The sequence below is a fragment of the Streptomyces sp. NPDC058001 genome, assembly GCF_042886315.1.
Taxonomy (GTDB): domain Bacteria; phylum Actinomycetota; class Actinomycetes; order Streptomycetales; family Streptomycetaceae; genus Streptomyces.
In genome coordinates this window covers 572,857-586,132 of the sequence record NZ_JBHVQT010000003.1, presented here as the reverse complement: position 1 = coordinate 586,132, position 13,276 = coordinate 572,857, and the positions used below count along the sequence as shown (strand labels likewise).

15 protein-coding genes are annotated in these 13,276 nt (G+C 69.6%); 8 read left to right on the top strand and 7 right to left on the bottom strand.

Annotated elements, in window-relative coordinates:
• The first annotated feature begins 86 nt into the window (after nucleotides 1-86).
• A complete protein-coding gene (gene tatA, locus ACFVT5_RS09375; RefSeq protein WP_389883361.1) occupies nucleotides 87-368 on the top strand; it encodes a Sec-independent protein translocase subunit TatA in 282 nt (93 codons plus the stop codon).
• A gap of 13 nt (nucleotides 369-381) precedes the next feature.
• On the opposite strand, the gene ACFVT5_RS09370 is transcribed toward tatA, so the two are convergent.
• The 3 genes from ACFVT5_RS09370 to ACFVT5_RS09360 form a co-directional block, all read right to left on the bottom strand.
• Nucleotides 382-867, bottom strand: a complete 486-nt coding sequence (locus tag ACFVT5_RS09370; protein WP_389883358.1) for a GNAT family N-acetyltransferase — start codon at nucleotides 865-867, stop codon at nucleotides 382-384.
• Between the two features lie 19 nt (nucleotides 868-886).
• Entirely contained in the window at nucleotides 887-1,744 is an 858-nt protein-coding gene (locus ACFVT5_RS09365) for a haloalkane dehalogenase (protein ID WP_389883355.1), read from the bottom strand.
• A 124-nt stretch (nucleotides 1,745-1,868) separates the two neighbouring features.
• Nucleotides 1,869-2,345 (bottom strand): MarR family winged helix-turn-helix transcriptional regulator, encoded by a 477-nt coding sequence (locus ACFVT5_RS09360; RefSeq protein WP_389883352.1) that lies wholly within the window; start codon nucleotides 2,343-2,345, stop codon nucleotides 1,869-1,871.
• 254 nt (nucleotides 2,346-2,599) lie between these two features.
• On the opposite strand from ACFVT5_RS09360, the gene ACFVT5_RS09355 reads away from it, so the two are divergent.
• Together ACFVT5_RS09355 and ACFVT5_RS09350 are read left to right on the top strand one after the other, a co-directional pair.
• On the top strand, nucleotides 2,600-3,472 hold the full coding sequence (locus ACFVT5_RS09355) for an LLM class F420-dependent oxidoreductase (protein ID WP_389883349.1): 873 nt from the start codon (nucleotides 2,600-2,602) through the stop codon (nucleotides 3,470-3,472).
• Nucleotides 3,473-3,580: 108 nt separating this feature from the next.
• Nucleotides 3,581-4,393 (top strand): SAM-dependent methyltransferase, encoded by an 813-nt coding sequence (locus ACFVT5_RS09350; RefSeq protein WP_389883626.1) that lies wholly within the window; start codon nucleotides 3,581-3,583, stop codon nucleotides 4,391-4,393.
• A gap of 145 nt (nucleotides 4,394-4,538) precedes the next feature.
• Here ACFVT5_RS09350 and ACFVT5_RS09345 read toward each other — a convergent pair whose 3' ends face one another.
• Nucleotides 4,539-5,180 carry a DUF305 domain-containing protein gene (locus ACFVT5_RS09345; RefSeq protein ID WP_389883346.1) on the bottom strand — a complete coding sequence of 214 codons (642 nt, stop codon included), beginning with the start codon at nucleotides 5,178-5,180 and terminating at the stop codon, nucleotides 4,539-4,541.
• 130 nt (nucleotides 5,181-5,310) lie between these two features.
• On the bottom strand, nucleotides 5,311-5,781 hold the full coding sequence (locus ACFVT5_RS09340) for a DUF6153 family protein (RefSeq protein ID WP_389883343.1): 471 nt from the start codon (nucleotides 5,779-5,781) through the stop codon (nucleotides 5,311-5,313).
• 130 nt (nucleotides 5,782-5,911) lie between these two features.
• On the opposite strand from ACFVT5_RS09340, the gene ACFVT5_RS09335 reads away from it, so the two are divergent.
• The 3 genes from ACFVT5_RS09335 (at nucleotide 5,912) to ACFVT5_RS09325 (ending at nucleotide 8,414) form a co-directional block, all read left to right on the top strand.
• The gene (locus tag ACFVT5_RS09335; RefSeq protein ID WP_389883341.1) at nucleotides 5,912-6,280 is read left to right on the top strand and encodes a BlaI/MecI/CopY family transcriptional regulator; all 369 of its coding nucleotides are present in this window, start codon (nucleotides 5,912-5,914) and stop codon (nucleotides 6,278-6,280) included.
• Nucleotides 6,277-7,188 (top strand): M56 family metallopeptidase, encoded by a 912-nt coding sequence (locus ACFVT5_RS09330; protein WP_389883338.1) that lies wholly within the window; start codon nucleotides 6,277-6,279, stop codon nucleotides 7,186-7,188. Before ACFVT5_RS09335 ends, ACFVT5_RS09330 begins: the two co-directional genes overlap by 4 nt.
• A 200-nt stretch (nucleotides 7,189-7,388) precedes the next feature.
• A complete protein-coding gene (locus tag ACFVT5_RS09325) occupies nucleotides 7,389-8,414 on the top strand; it encodes an NlpC/P60 family protein (RefSeq protein ID WP_389883335.1) in 1,026 nt (341 codons plus the stop codon).
• Nucleotides 8,415-8,442: 28 nt separating this feature from the next.
• Here the strand turns inward: ACFVT5_RS09325 and ACFVT5_RS09320 are convergent, their stop codons facing one another.
• On the bottom strand, nucleotides 8,443-9,006 hold the full coding sequence (locus ACFVT5_RS09320) for a GNAT family N-acetyltransferase (protein ID WP_389883332.1): 564 nt from the start codon (nucleotides 9,004-9,006) through the stop codon (nucleotides 8,443-8,445).
• Nucleotides 9,007-9,079: 73 nt separating this feature from the next.
• Entirely contained in the window at nucleotides 9,080-10,042 is a 963-nt protein-coding gene (locus ACFVT5_RS09315) for a hypothetical protein (RefSeq protein WP_389883329.1), read from the bottom strand.
• Between the two features lie 205 nt (nucleotides 10,043-10,247).
• On the opposite strand from ACFVT5_RS09315, the gene ACFVT5_RS09310 reads away from it, so the two are divergent.
• Complete coding sequence (locus ACFVT5_RS09310; RefSeq protein ID WP_389883326.1) at nucleotides 10,248-10,538, top strand: heavy-metal-associated domain-containing protein; 291 nt, start codon at nucleotides 10,248-10,250, stop codon at nucleotides 10,536-10,538.
• A gap of 148 nt (nucleotides 10,539-10,686) precedes the next feature.
• Complete coding sequence (locus ACFVT5_RS09305; RefSeq protein ID WP_389883323.1) at nucleotides 10,687-12,948, top strand: heavy metal translocating P-type ATPase; 2,262 nt, start codon at nucleotides 10,687-10,689, stop codon at nucleotides 12,946-12,948.
• The last annotated feature ends 328 nt before the right edge of the window (nucleotides 12,949-13,276 follow it).

Below are 13,276 nucleotides of genomic sequence, written 5' to 3'. Positions count from 1 at the left end.
CCCTGCCGCCGATGAAGTTCCAGACCTCACCCCATAGTTGTACAGTTGCGCAATATAGCAATCGTTTCTGAGGGAGTGGTGTGACGATGTTCCACAATGCGCTGGCGCCTTGGCATCTGCTGGTCGTGGCACTGGTGGTGATTCTGGTCTTCGGCTCCAAGAAGCTTCCGGACATGGCCCGTTCACTGGGCAAGTCGGCACGCATCCTCAAGAGCGAGGCCAAGGCAATGAAGGACGACGGTGTGTCGGCCGCAGGCCGCACCGAACCGGCGCCCGAACCTCAGTCGGCGCCGCACACCATCTCGGCCGCTCCGGGGGACAGCGCGACGTCCCGGCCGATTCAGGCGGACAGTTCCACCACGCGCTGAACCGGGCGGTGACTCAGCGGACGAGATTCCGTACGTAACCGATCCCTGGGCGGCCACCCGCCTCTGTCTCGCCGGTGGACACGAAGCCGGTGCGTTCCAGCACGGTCCGTGACGCGATGTTGTCGAGCGTCGTCACCGCCCGCAGGGACGTCAGTCCGTACGTGGTGGCGGCCAGCGCGCATACGTCACGGACGGCGGCCGTCGCGAGCCCTTTGCCGGCGGCGCTCCGGCCGATCCGGTAGCCGAGTTCGGCGCCGCCGTCCGCCACGTCTACGAGGTTCACCCGCCCCAGCACCTCACCGTGCCCGTCCACGAGCAGGTGGAAGTGGCAGGCCCCCGTGTCCTGTTCCGCGAGCAGGGCGGCGTGCCGAGCGTCGAACTCCACGAAGTAGGCGTCCCCCCGGTCAGGAATCGACGCGGCGAAGTAGTCCCTGTTCTCCCGCTCGAAGGCGAGCAGGGCGGGGGCGTGATCAGGGCGGAGACGCTGAAGCTCGGGCATGGGGACACCGTACGCGGCGCTATCGCAGCCCCTGCCGGTCGGCCCAGGCGGCGACGGCCGTGCCGATTTCCTTCGGGCGGTCTTCCGGGGCGTGGTGACCCGCCGGACCGCAGGGAACTGTCTCCAGGGCGGCGATGTTCGTCGCACACCAGTCGGCCATGGCCTCGCCGATGAGCAAGGTGGGTGAACCCTCGAAGGTCATGAGGAGTTTCGGCACCTCAGGGCTGGTCGCGAGCCAGGTGTCGTACGCCTCGATACGGGCGACCAGTTCGGCCGGTTCACCGCCGAGCGGCATCTGCCGGGCCCAGGCGAGAACGGGACGCCGGCTTTCGGGGGTGGGGTAGGGAGCGAGGTAGGTCGCCAGGTCCTCGTCCCGGACCGGGGTGAGGACGCCTCCGGTGAACGCCTGGCGGACGAAGAGGTTCTGATCGAGGACCAGTCCCTCACCGGTGCCGGGGGTGCGGATCGTCTCGGAGCGTTGGCGTGCCTGGGGCGTGAGGTCGTCCCAGGACAGCGGCTTGACGATGCTCTCCAGGAAGGCGACACCGAGGACCCGCTCGGGGTGCCGGGCCACCCAGTCGAAGGCGAGCGCCCCGCCCCAGTCGTGTCCGACCAGGACGACACGGTCCAGGCCGAGGGCGTCGAACCAGGCGTCGAGGTAGCGGGCGTGGTCGGCGAAGAGGTACGGGATGTCGGGTTTGCCGGAGCGGCCCATGCCGATGAGGTCGGGTGCGAGCAGCCGCCCGGGGCCGGTATGGGGCAGCACGTTCCGCCACAGATGCGAGGAGCCGGGGTTGCCGTGCAGGAACACGAAGGCGGTTCCGCTCCCGGAGTCCTCGTAGTGGAGGGTCGAGTCGAGTACGGGAATCTCGGGCATGACGGAGTTCCTCTCATGCGTGCGGTTTCCGCAGAGGGCGGTGGTGTGATCCAGGGTGGACGTCCCGCCCGGCACGAACTGTCCGGTCTGGCGCGGACTGTCCAGCCCGGGATGGTCGTCGCCGCTAGGCGCTGGCCTCCTGGGGCGAGGGGGCGAGCGGGGCGTTCAGGAGGGTCGTGAGGTCGTGGACGAATGTCGCGGTCCGCGGGTCGTCCTGCCCGCCGAGGGGATCCAGGAGCTGATCCACCAGCGCCTGGACCACCGCCAGTGCGGGGCGTACGGCCGTGTCCCCGCGCTCGGTGAGGGCGAGCCGGATGGCGCGGCTGTCCGCCGGGTCACGGGTGCGCTCGACGAGGCCGTCGTTCTCCAGGGCGCGGGCCAGCTTGGACACGTACAGCGCTTCGAGGCCGGTATGGTCGGCCAGTTCACGCTGACTGGGGTACAGCCCGGCGCGTCGCATACCGAACAGCGACGACAGAAGGACGTACTGGGCATGGGTCAGGCCGAGGGGCGCGAGCGCGCGGTCCACGGCGACACGCCACTTGATCGACAGCCGCCAGACCAGATATCCGGGGGTCGCCCCCTCCAGTGCCTCACTCATACGAATTACCGTACATAGATATTATCTCCATGGCTACTATCCCAGTCGATCTTCCGGCCCTCAGGTGCCCGGATCAGCCGGTCTCCCGATGACTCGCCGTGGCCCCCTCCTCGGTGGCGGGGGGCGCGGGGCGGGTGGCGGGAACAGGTGTCCTCGGGTTTGCCGACCGTGCCCTCGCGGGAGAACGTGAGCGCGACGGCAGGAGATCCCTCGTTCGACTCATTCACTTCATTCGATTCAGAAGGTGCGACCTGATGAAGCTCGCGATCCATTTCCCGTCCTTCACGCTCCCCGGCGGCACCCCTTCCATCGCGCCGACCCTCGCCGCGTCCGCGCGCGCCGCCGAGGAAGGCGGCTGCTCGGCGTTCACCGTGATGGACCACTACTTCCAGATGGAGCAGTTGGAAGGCCCCCGGCAGCCGATGCTGGAGGGCTACACCACGCTCGGTTATCTGGCCGCCGTCACCGAGCGGATGACACTGGGCACCCTGGTCACCGGCGTCACCTACCGGCACCCGGGCCTCCTCGCCAAGATCGTGACGACGCTCGACGTACTGTCCGGCGGGCGGGCGATGCTCGGCATCGGAGCGGCCTGGTACGAGCGGGAGCACCACGGTCTCGGTGTTCCCTATCCCCCGGTCTCCGAGCGGTACGAGCGGCTCGAAGAGGCCCTTCAGATCTGCCTGCAGATGTGGAGCAACGACGACGGTCCGTACGAGGGCCGGTACTACCAACTGGCCGAGGCGATCTGTCTGCCCCGCCCCATCCAGCGGCCGTCACCGCGCGTCCTCATCGGCGGGATGGGTGAGCGCAAGACCCTCCGGCTCGTCGCCCGCTACGCCGACGCGTGCAACCTCTTCGCCTCCGACCCGGCCGAGATCGCCCACAAGCTCGACGTCCTGCGTGGCCATTGCGAGACCGAGGGTCGCGATCCGGACGGCATCGAGAAAACCATCGTCTGGGCCGGCGGCGACCCCTTGGCCGACGTCGACGGATTCCTCACAGCCCTGGACGGCTACGCCAAGCTCGGCATCACCCAGGTCTGGGTCACCCCGACAAGCCCCGAACCGACCGCGTGGATCAGCGACCTCACCGAACAACTCGACGACCGGCTACGGCAGTTGTGATCCGGCGTCGCTCCACCGCGATCGGCCGTCGCTCCGGCGAGTCCCGGGTCAACGGTCGGTCAAGTCCCTAGACTCCTGAACCATCCGCGAGACAAGGGGAGTTGCGGCCTGGGACATGGGGCCAGCGCGGCAAGTCGGATCGATACGCGCCGTGCGCATCCGGCGCGCGTCTACGACTACATCCTCGGCGGCAAGGACAACTACCCGGTGGACGCCGAGGCCGCCGCCGCGATGGTGGCCGCGTTACCCTCGCTGCCCGTGACCATGCGTCAGAACCGTTTGTTCATGCACCGCGTGACGCGATATCTGGCCCGCGACGCGGGGATCCGTCAGTTCCTCGACATCGGTACGGGACTGCCGACGTCGCCGAATCTGCACGAGGTCGCCCAGCGTGAACAGCCGGACGCGTCCGTCGTCTACGTGGACAACGACCCCATCGTGCTCACGTACGCGCAGGCCCTGTTGAAGAGTTCACCCGAGGGTCGTACCGGCTATGTCGACGCGGACATGCGCGACCCGGACGCGATCCTGGAGTCCGAGGCGTTCCAGGAACTGCTCGATCTCAAGCAGCCCGTCGGCCTGATGATCATCGCGATGCTGCACTTCATCCCGATTCCCGACGGCTATGCCCTGGTCCGGCGCCTCCTCGACCCGCTGCCCTCCGGCAGCTTCCTGGCCATCTCCACCGGCACCTCCGACTTTGCACCCCAGGAGGCCGCGCGGAAGATGGTCGGCGAGTACGAGAGCCGGGGCATCCGGATGATCGCGCGCGACCGCACCCAGGTCGCCGCCTTCTTCGACGGTCTGGAACTGGTCGAACCGGGACTGACCCAGGCGCACCACTGGCGACCCACGGAAGAGCAGGCGTCGGTCGACGACAGCCATGTGGCGATGTACGCGGCGGTGGGGCGCAAGCCGTAAGCCATGGGCCGTAATCCGTAATCCGTGTCCGTGGTCCGTAGTCCCGAGCCGGCCGTGAAGCATCGGTGAGCGGCGTGGCCGGGGCGGAGGCGACCCCGCTGCCACGCCGCTCACTTCTCAGTTCCTGCCGCTCAGACCATGCCGGTCAGTTGGCGCCAAGGAGCTTGTTCATCTGCTCGATCTCCGCCGCCTGGGCCTTCACGACGTCGTCCGCGAGCCGGATCGCCGGGCCGTACTCGCCCTTGCTCTGCTCGGTCTTCGCCATCTCCAGGGCGCCCTCGTGATGCTTGACCATCAGGGTGAGGAACTGCTTGTCGAACTCGGCGCCGGACGCCTTCTTCAGCGCGTCCATGTCGGCGTCGCTCATCATGCCGGGCATGGACGACGACATGTCATGGCCCATCCCGGACATGTCCTCGGGGACCTGCTCGCCCCACGAGGTGAGCCAGCCGGACATGGTCCTGATCTCCGGGTCCTGCGCTCCCTTGATCTTCACGGCGAGGTCCTTGACCTCCTTCGACTCGGCTCGGCCGTCGGCCAGGTCGGCCATGTCCACGGCCTGACGGTGGTGCTGGATCATCTCCTGCGCGAAGGACACGTCGGCGGCGTTGTGGGCGCCCGCCTTGGCGGATGCCGTGGCGGAGGCCGTCGCGGAGGGGGTGGCGCTGGATCCCATGGACCCCATGTCGTGTCCGCCGCCGCCACTACAGGCGGCGAGCACGACGGTGGCCGCTCCGGCGGCCACGGCGAGGGATGTACGGCGGACGAGAGTGCGCTGTGATGTCACGGTGGAACTCCTGCTGTCGGATCTGCCGGATCTGTCCGTTGAGATCTGTCCGTTCAGATCTGTCTGTCGAATCTGTGAAAGGGCGTGCCGCTGCCGCACCGTCGAGTCGGTGGGCGTCGCGTGGGTCGCTCTAGATCCGCAGGAGTTGGAGTTCGGCGAGTGAGGGTGGTGCCCTGCCGCCGTCGGGGCCGTCGGCGCGTGCGCAGGGGCGGGCGCCCGGTGTGCCGACGCCGTGGATCACGTCGGGCAGCAGCGCGGGGGCGAGCATCGGCGGCCCCGCGACGGATGCCGAGGCGCAGGTCGGGTCCGCGTGCGCGGCATGCCCGCCGCAGCCTCCGGATTCGTGGTCGCACGCGTCCGGCGTCGACGCCTTGAGCCCGGCGTGTGTGGCGGTGACCGTCGTGTCGTGGCCGGTGACGGCGGTCGCGGGGACCGGTCCGAGCCCGTGCATGCCGACCAGGCCCAGCAGGAGAGTGCACACCAGGAGTCCGAGCAGGCGCACCGGCGACCGGCGCGCGGCGCGGGCCGCTCGCCGCGTCACGGTGTGGCCGCCGGGCAGGGCGAAAATGGCCCCGCCGTCTCGGGTGGTTCCGGAGTACACGCGATGGATGATACCTGCCAGGGGTATGACTTCCCGACTGCGCCGGTCACCCGCGCGCCGGGGCCGCCTAGCATGGGCCTGCGCATCTGGCGAGAGCCTGGCGAATCGGCGAGCGGAAGGATATCGGGGCATGCGGCGGCTGGGGGATCTGGAGGCGGAGATCATGGACCGCCTGTGGACATGGAACCGCCCCGCGACGGTCCGTGAGGTCGTCGACGACATCAACAAAACCCGGCCGGTCGCGTACACCACCGTGATGACGGTCACCACCATCCTGCATTCCAAGGGGTGGCTGGTGCGGAGCAAGCAAGGGCGTGCCTGGCTGTACACGCCGGTCCGCAGTCGGGAGGCGTACGCCGCCGCGCTGATGGAGGACGGCCTCGGCGCCAGCCAGGACCGGCCGGCGGCACTGTTCCACTTCGTGGAGAACATGTCCGAGGACGAGGTGGCCGCACTGCGCGAGGCCCTGCGGAACGTGGGTCGACGGGACGAGTCGTGAACGCGGCCCCGATCCTGCTCGCCTACACGGCGGCCGTGGGAGGTCTCGCCCCCTACCTGATGCTGCGCAGCTCATGGCCGTATCGCGCCCCTGTCCTGGCCCTCGCGGTGTGGCACACGCTCGCCGTGGCGTTCTCCCTCGGGGTCGCGCTCACCCTCTCCAATCTGGCGATGCCGACGGAGCATCTGCACGCGGGAGTGATGGGGGTGTTGCACTCCTGCGGCCTGGACGTGGGCGTGACCCACCCCGACCCGGGCACGGCCCACCGCCTCGCCGTCGCCCTTCCCGCATCGGTCGGCCTGACGCTGCTCGCGGGTTTCGCCTTCCATCTCGTCCGCGCCCACCGGGCGCGGACACGGCAGCGGGAAGCTCTCGACCTGGTCGGCCGGCACTCCCCCGGACTGAGGGCGACCGTCGTGCCGTACGACGTGCCCGCCGCGTACTGTCTGCCCGGCCGGCGGCCCCGCATCGTGGTCAGTGACGCGGCGGTACGGCGGCTGACCGCGCGCCAACTCGACGCGGTCCTTGAGCACGAGGCGGCGCACATCGCCGGGCGGCACCATCTGGTACTGGCGGCGGTGGAGGCGTTCCACTCGGTGTTCCGGCGGGTTCCGCTGGCGCGGCACGCCCGCGAACAGACCGCGCTGCTCCTGGAGATGATCGCCGACGACCGTGCCCTGCGGAGCCACTCGCACGAGGCGCTGGTCACGGCGATGTACGAGATGGCGGCGGCCCGTGCGCCGAAGGGCGCCTTCGCGGCGGGCGGCGAAACGGTCCTGATCCGACTCCGCCGTATCCTCGGTCCCCGCCGCACCCCGCACCCGGCGCTCGGCCTGACCGTCGCTTCGACGACGACCGGCGTGCTGTTGCTGCCGCTGCTGTTGATGTGCCCGCCCGGCCTGACCTGAGCCGGCCTGACCTGAGCGCGGCACCCTCCCTCTTCACGTGATCCCGGACCCGCCTTGCGCCTCGAAATACGAATCTACTAAGTTCACTAGCGGTTCAAGCTTCGCACGTCTTCGGCCGACCGGTCCGCCGCCGGGCGGATCTGCCACCGGTCGGATCCGGCACTGGTCGGATCCGCCACCGCACAGAGGAGTCCTCCACGATGGGAACGCACCGTCGGCCCAAGCCGCCCGGCCGCGCCCGGCTCACGACCCTCGGGATAGCCGCGGGCACGGTCAGCCTGCTGCCGACGCAGAGCCAGGCCGCGCCCAACCCTTCGGTGGACGAGGTGCGCAAACAGGTGGAGAAGTTGTACGAGGAGGCCGAGGCCCCCACCGAGGAGTACAACAGCATCCGCGGGAAGGAGAAGAAGCTCCGCAAGGAGGCCGACCTCGCCCGCGACCGGCTGGCCCGCAAGCAGCAGGAGATCAATGAACTCCGGGCCCTCACCGGCCCGTTGGCGGCGGAGCAGTACCGCTCGGGCGGTCTCGACCCGAGCGTGCAGCTCTTCCTCTCGGGCGACCCGGACGACTACCTCGACAAGGCCCAGACCCTGGACCGCGCCGGCGACCGTCAGGCGCAGGCTCTGCGCGAACTCCAGCGCACTCAGCGGGAGTTGGCCCAGGAGCGGGCGAGTGTCGCCAAGAAGCTCGAATCCCTTCAGGAGACACGGGACAAGGCCGGCGAGAAGAAGGACGAGGTGCAGGGCAAACTCGCCAAGGCCCGCAAGCTCCTCAACAGTCTCACCGCCGAGCAACGCGCCACGATGGAGGCCGCCCAGGACCGCGAGGACGCCGCGACGGGCAGCAGTGACAAGGCCGCCTCGTACAACGGCCCGGCGAGCGGACGTGCCAAGGCCGCACTGGACTTCGCGTACGCCCAGCTCGGCAAGCCCTACGAGTGGGGTTCCACCGGGCCCGACTCCTTCGACTGCTCCGGTCTCACCGGCGCCGCCTGGCGCGCGGCGGATGTCTCCCTGCCCCGCACGGTCCAGCAGCAGTACGACGCGGGCCGCAAGGTCGCCCGCGCGGATCTGCAACCCGGCGACATCATCTACTGGTACAACAGCACCCAGCACAACGGTATGTACGTCGGCAACGGCAAGGCGATCCACGCCCCGCGCACGGGCAAGAACGTCGAGATCACCGACCTGGACTCGATGCCGTTCTACGCGGCGTCCAGGCCCTGACCGGCGTACACCGACGTCTCCCGAGCCGTCATTCCGGGGCGCGCAGCGCCGTCCGGTCGACGGAGTACATCACCTGCGGCGCGTCGAACTCGACGAAGGTGTCGACGGCACGCATCCCGATCCGCTCCAGGAGCCGCCGCGACCGGGTGTTCGCCTCCTGCGTCATGGCTACGACGGACGGCGGTCCGACACTCACGTGATCGAGCACCCAGGTCACCGCGCGTGCCACGGCTTCGCCCGCGTACCCCAACCCCCAGAACTCCGGCAGCAGTTGATAGGAGACCTCGGCGCGGCTACCCCGGCGGGTGTCGGTTTCGACAGACACCAGACCCATCACGGCCGCGCCCTCTCCCTCCCCCTTTTCCTCACCCTCGTACCGCACCACGGCGAACACGCCCAGGAGGCCCACGCACAGCCGCTCACGGGCGGCGACCTCGGCCGCGCCCACGGGACCTCCGAGATGGCGGCGGACCTCGGGGTCCGTCCACAGCCGGGAGATCACGGGCACGTCTTGCGCCTCCACGGGGCGCAGCAGCAGCCGGGGCGTGGTCAGGTGGGCCGGCCAGGGGGCCGACAGGGGTGATCGGGACATGGTCACGATCATCGCACCGGCCGTACCTGTCGCATCGGCCGCACCTGTCGCATCGATGCCGGCGTCCGTCGTCTCAGTGCTGGTGACCGTCGTCGCCCCCCTCGGGCTTCTCCGCCGGGGTCTCGTCTGGGGTCGGCGTGGCCGACTGACCCGCGTGGACCGTGAAGGCCGCCGTGCGCACCGTGCCGTTGTGCTGGAAGTCGAGGAACAGCCGGTAGGTTCCCAAGCTGGGGGCGGTCGCCGTGAAGGAGATCGCGGGGCCGGGGCGTGTGGTGCCGTCGCCGGGTTCGCCGTTGGGGTGGACGTGGAGGTAGGCGAGGTCTCCTGAGCGCAGGGCGACCAGGTGGCCGTAGGCGCCGAGGTAGGGGTCGAGGTTGGTGACGGGCTTGCCGTCCTTGGTGACGTTCAGCTTGAGTTCGCTCGCGGCGCCCGGCTTCAGGGTGCCGTCGAGGCTCACCGTGTATCCGTCGACCTCGGACGTTGCGCTCGCGGGCGGGAGCCCCTGGGGCCGGAAGTCACCGGAGGCGGCCAGGTCGGCGCCGAGGGTGAGGTTCTCCGCGTTCTTCTTGTCGGGGGTGAAGTCGGCGAAGACACGGTAGCCGCCGGCCTCGGGCAGGGTGACCGGCACCGACCAAGTGCCGTCCGCGGCGCGCGTGGGGTGCACATGACGGAAGGTGTTCAGGTCGCGTGAGGCGACGATCAGGTGGAGTTCCTTGTCGTGGGAGCGCTGGAACGCCGTCACGGCACGACCGTCCGCCCCCTCGATGACGAACCGCAGATCGGCGGCCCGTCCGGCCTCGATCCGGGGCGTCCTGAGGTCAAGGGTGTAGCCGCCCTCGGACACCTGAAGGCCGCCCGGCGGCATCGCCCCGTGCCCTCCCTCCCCCGCCGACGCGTTGGGCGCCGCCTCGTGGTCGCCATGACGGGCGGGCGTGTCCGTGACCACGGGGTCGACGCCCTTGCCCACCGCGTACGCGGTACCGAAGGTCGCGGCGACCGCCGCGGCGAATGCGGTGATCTTCACGGCATTGTTCATGATCGTCCCTCTCGGAGTCACCCGGCTATGGCTCGCAAGGGAGCCCTTCACGCAGTTCAGATTACCCCTAGGGGGTATAAAGTCAAACTGCGGATCCACTTGCTTTCGATACCCCCAGTAGGTATACCTGAAGTGCGGCTGGGATACTCCCAGTGGGTATCTGGCCGCTCTCGTCACCGACTCGACCTCTCCACCTGGAGGAACCATGACCTCGTCCTGCTGCACCCCCGACCACAGCTGCTCGTCCGGCTCCGCTGAGCAGACAGTCGAGGCCGTGGGCGTGGGCGTGACGAGTGTGTACGCCGTGTCCGGCATGACCTGCGACCATTGCCGGTCGACGCTCACCAAGGTGATCGGCGACCTGGACGGCGTCAGCACGGTCGATGTCGACCTCTCGGCCGGCACCGTCACCGTCGTCAGCGCCGCCGCGCTCGACGACACGCAGATCGCGGATGTCGTCGACGACGCCGGGTACGCGGTCACCGGCCGAGCCTGACGAACCCCCGCCGGGCCCGGACCACGGCGGCCCCGCCCATGAAGTCCGGACCCGGCGGCCCCCTTACCCGCACATATCTACAGGCCCATCCCTACAAGCCCGTCCCTACGAGTCCGTCCTTACGGGTCCTTCGTTACGAGGAGCAGCCATGACCACCCGCACGTCCGCATCGGCCGAGGTAGAACTCGCCATCGGCGGCATGACCTGCGCCTCCTGCGCGGCCCGTATCGAGAAGAAGCTCAACCGGATGGACGGCGTCACCGCGACCGTCAACTACGCCACCGAGAAGGCCAAGGTGTCCTTCGCCGAAGGCGTGTCCGTGGGCGATCTGATCTCCACCGTCGAGGCGACGGGGTACACCGCCGAGAAGCCGGCCTCGCGGGATGCCCGGTCCGAAGACGGCGGCGATGACGACGTACGGGCGGACGACGAGCTGCGGCCTCTGCGCCAGCGGCTGTTCACCGCCGTCGCGCTCGCGGTGCCCGTCATCGCGATGGCCATGGCCCCGGCCCTCCAGTTCGAGTACTGGCAGTGGCTCTCGCTCACCTTGACCGCGCCCGTGGTCACGTATGCCGCCTGGCCCTTCCACAAGGCGGCGTTCACCAATGCCCGGCACGGCGCCGCGACCATGGACACGCTGATCTCGGTCGGTACGACGGCCGCGTTCCTCTGGTCCTTGTGGGCCCTGTTCTTCGGTACCGCGGGCACGCCCGGTATGACCCACCCGTTCGAGCTGACCATCGCGCGTGGTGACGGTGCCGGGAACATCTACCTCGAAGCGGCGGCCGGTGTCACCGCGTTCATCCTCGCCGGGCGGTACTTCGAGGCCCGTTCCAAGCGCAAGGCCGGCGCCGCGCTCAAGGCGCTGCTCAACCTGGGCGCCAAGGAGGTCACCGTGGTCCGCGGTGGCCGCGAGGAGCTGATCCGTACCGAGGACCTGAAGGTCGGCGACCGCTTCGTGGTCCGCCCCGGCGAGAAGATCGCCACCGACGGCACCGTGGTCGAGGGCTCGTCGGCCGTGGACGCCTCCATGCTGACCGGCGAGTCCGTGCCGGTGGAGGTGTCGACCGGGGACACGGTCACCGGTGCCACGCTCAACGCGGGCGGCCGACTCGTCGTGGAGGCCACCCGTATCGGCGCCGACACACAGCTCGCCCGGATGGCGAAGCTGGTCGAGGACGCCCAGAACGGGAAGGCCGCCGCGCAGCGTCTCGCCGACCGGATCTCGGGCGTGTTCGTCCCCGTCGTCATCGCGCTCGCCCTGGGCACCCTCGGCTTCTGGCTCGGCAACGGCGCGGGCATGACCGCCGCGTTCACCGCCGCCGTCGCCGTCCTGATCATCGCCTGCCCGTGCGCACTCGGTCTGGCGACGCCGACCGCCCTCATGGTCGGTACGGGACGTGGCGCACAGCTCGGCATCCTGATCAAGGGCCCCGAGGTACTGGAGTCGACCCGCAAGGTCGACACGATCGTCCTGGACAAGACGGGCACCGTCACCACCGGCCGGATGACCCTGTTGAAGGTGCACACGGCGGGCAACGCCGAAGAGGCCGACGTCCTGCGCCTTGCCGGTGCGCTGGAGCACTCCTCGGAGCACCCGATCGCGCGGGCCGTGGCGGACGGAGCGGTGGCCGCCGTGGGATCGCTGCCCACGCCCGAGGACTTCACCAATGTGCCGGGACTCGGTGTGCAGGGCATCGTCGAGGGGCACGCCGTGCTCGTCGGCCGGACCCGGCTTCTCACAGAGTGGTCGATGGCCCTGCCCGCCGAGCTGGAGGAGGCCAAGTCCCGTGCGGAGGAGGCCGGTCGGACCGCGGTGGCGGTCGCCTGGGACGGTGAGGCCCGTGCCGTCCTGGAGGTCGCGGACGCCGTCAAGGACACCAGCGCCGAAGCGATCACCCGGCTCAAGGCGCTGGGTCTGACGCCGATCCTGCTCACCGGGGACAACAAGGCTGTCGCCGAGTCCGTCGCCCGCGAGGTCGGCATCGACGCCGACCATGTCATCGCCGAGGTGATGCCGCAGGACAAGGTCGACGTCGTCAAGCGCCTTCAGGGCGAGGGACGTTCGGTGGCCATGGTGGGTGACGGGGTCAACGACGCCGCCGCACTCGCCCAGGCCGACCTGGGGCTCGCGATGGGGACCGGAACCGACGCCGCCATCGAGGCGGGCGACCTCACGCTGGTCCGCGGGGACCTGCGCGTCGCGGCGGACGCCATCCGGCTCTCCCGCAGGACGCTCGGCACCATCAAGTCCAACCTGTTCTGGGCCTTCGGGTACAACGTGGCCGCCCTCCCCCTGGCGGCGGCCGGCCTCCTCAACCCGATGATCGCCGGCGCGGCCATGGCCTTCTCGTCGGTCTTCGTGGTGGGCAACTCACTGCGGCTGAGGTCTTTCCGGCCGACGAGCTGAGCCCCATCAGAAACGCCGGACGGCGAAGCGATCCAGCCCGTCCGGCGTTTCCCGATGCCAACTCCGCCGGACGGGCGACTCCATTCACGCCGACCGATCCCCACCCTTCCGAACGGGCACCCCCATCCCGCACCGCCGCATCCACCCCGTCCCGCACCCACCGATCCCCGCACCCCCGAACGAGCACCCCCATCCAGCCCGTCCGGCGTTTGAGGACAAGCCCGAAGGTTCGCCCGCACCACGGGCCCGGTGGGTGCGCAAACGCGTGACGGGAACCCCCGCCGGGTCCTACGCTCGTTCCGTGATCGCCGACAACCGTTGCCTCGCC

Coding starts and splice junctions, on each gene's coding strand:
- tatA (WP_389883361.1), top strand. CDS start 87: ATGTTCCACAATGCGCTGGCGCCTTGGCATCTGCTGGTCGTGGCACTG.
- ACFVT5_RS09370 (WP_389883358.1), bottom strand. CDS start 867: ATGCCCGAGCTTCAGCGTCTCCGCCCTGATCACGCCCCCGCCCTGCTC.
- ACFVT5_RS09365 (WP_389883355.1), bottom strand. CDS start 1,744: ATGCCCGAGATTCCCGTACTCGACTCGACCCTCCACTACGAGGACTCC.
- ACFVT5_RS09360 (WP_389883352.1), bottom strand. CDS start 2,345: ATGAGTGAGGCACTGGAGGGGGCGACCCCCGGATATCTGGTCTGGCGG.
- ACFVT5_RS09355 (WP_389883349.1), top strand. CDS start 2,600: ATGAAGCTCGCGATCCATTTCCCGTCCTTCACGCTCCCCGGCGGCACC.
- ACFVT5_RS09335 (WP_389883341.1), top strand. CDS start 5,912: ATGCGGCGGCTGGGGGATCTGGAGGCGGAGATCATGGACCGCCTGTGG.
- ACFVT5_RS09325 (WP_389883335.1), top strand. CDS start 7,389: ATGGGAACGCACCGTCGGCCCAAGCCGCCCGGCCGCGCCCGGCTCACG.
- ACFVT5_RS09320 (WP_389883332.1), bottom strand. CDS start 9,006: ATGTCCCGATCACCCCTGTCGGCCCCCTGGCCGGCCCACCTGACCACG.
- ACFVT5_RS09315 (WP_389883329.1), bottom strand. CDS start 10,042: ATGAACAATGCCGTGAAGATCACCGCATTCGCCGCGGCGGTCGCCGCG.
- ACFVT5_RS09310 (WP_389883326.1), top strand. CDS start 10,248: ATGACCTCGTCCTGCTGCACCCCCGACCACAGCTGCTCGTCCGGCTCC.
- ACFVT5_RS09305 (WP_389883323.1), top strand. CDS start 10,687: ATGACCACCCGCACGTCCGCATCGGCCGAGGTAGAACTCGCCATCGGC.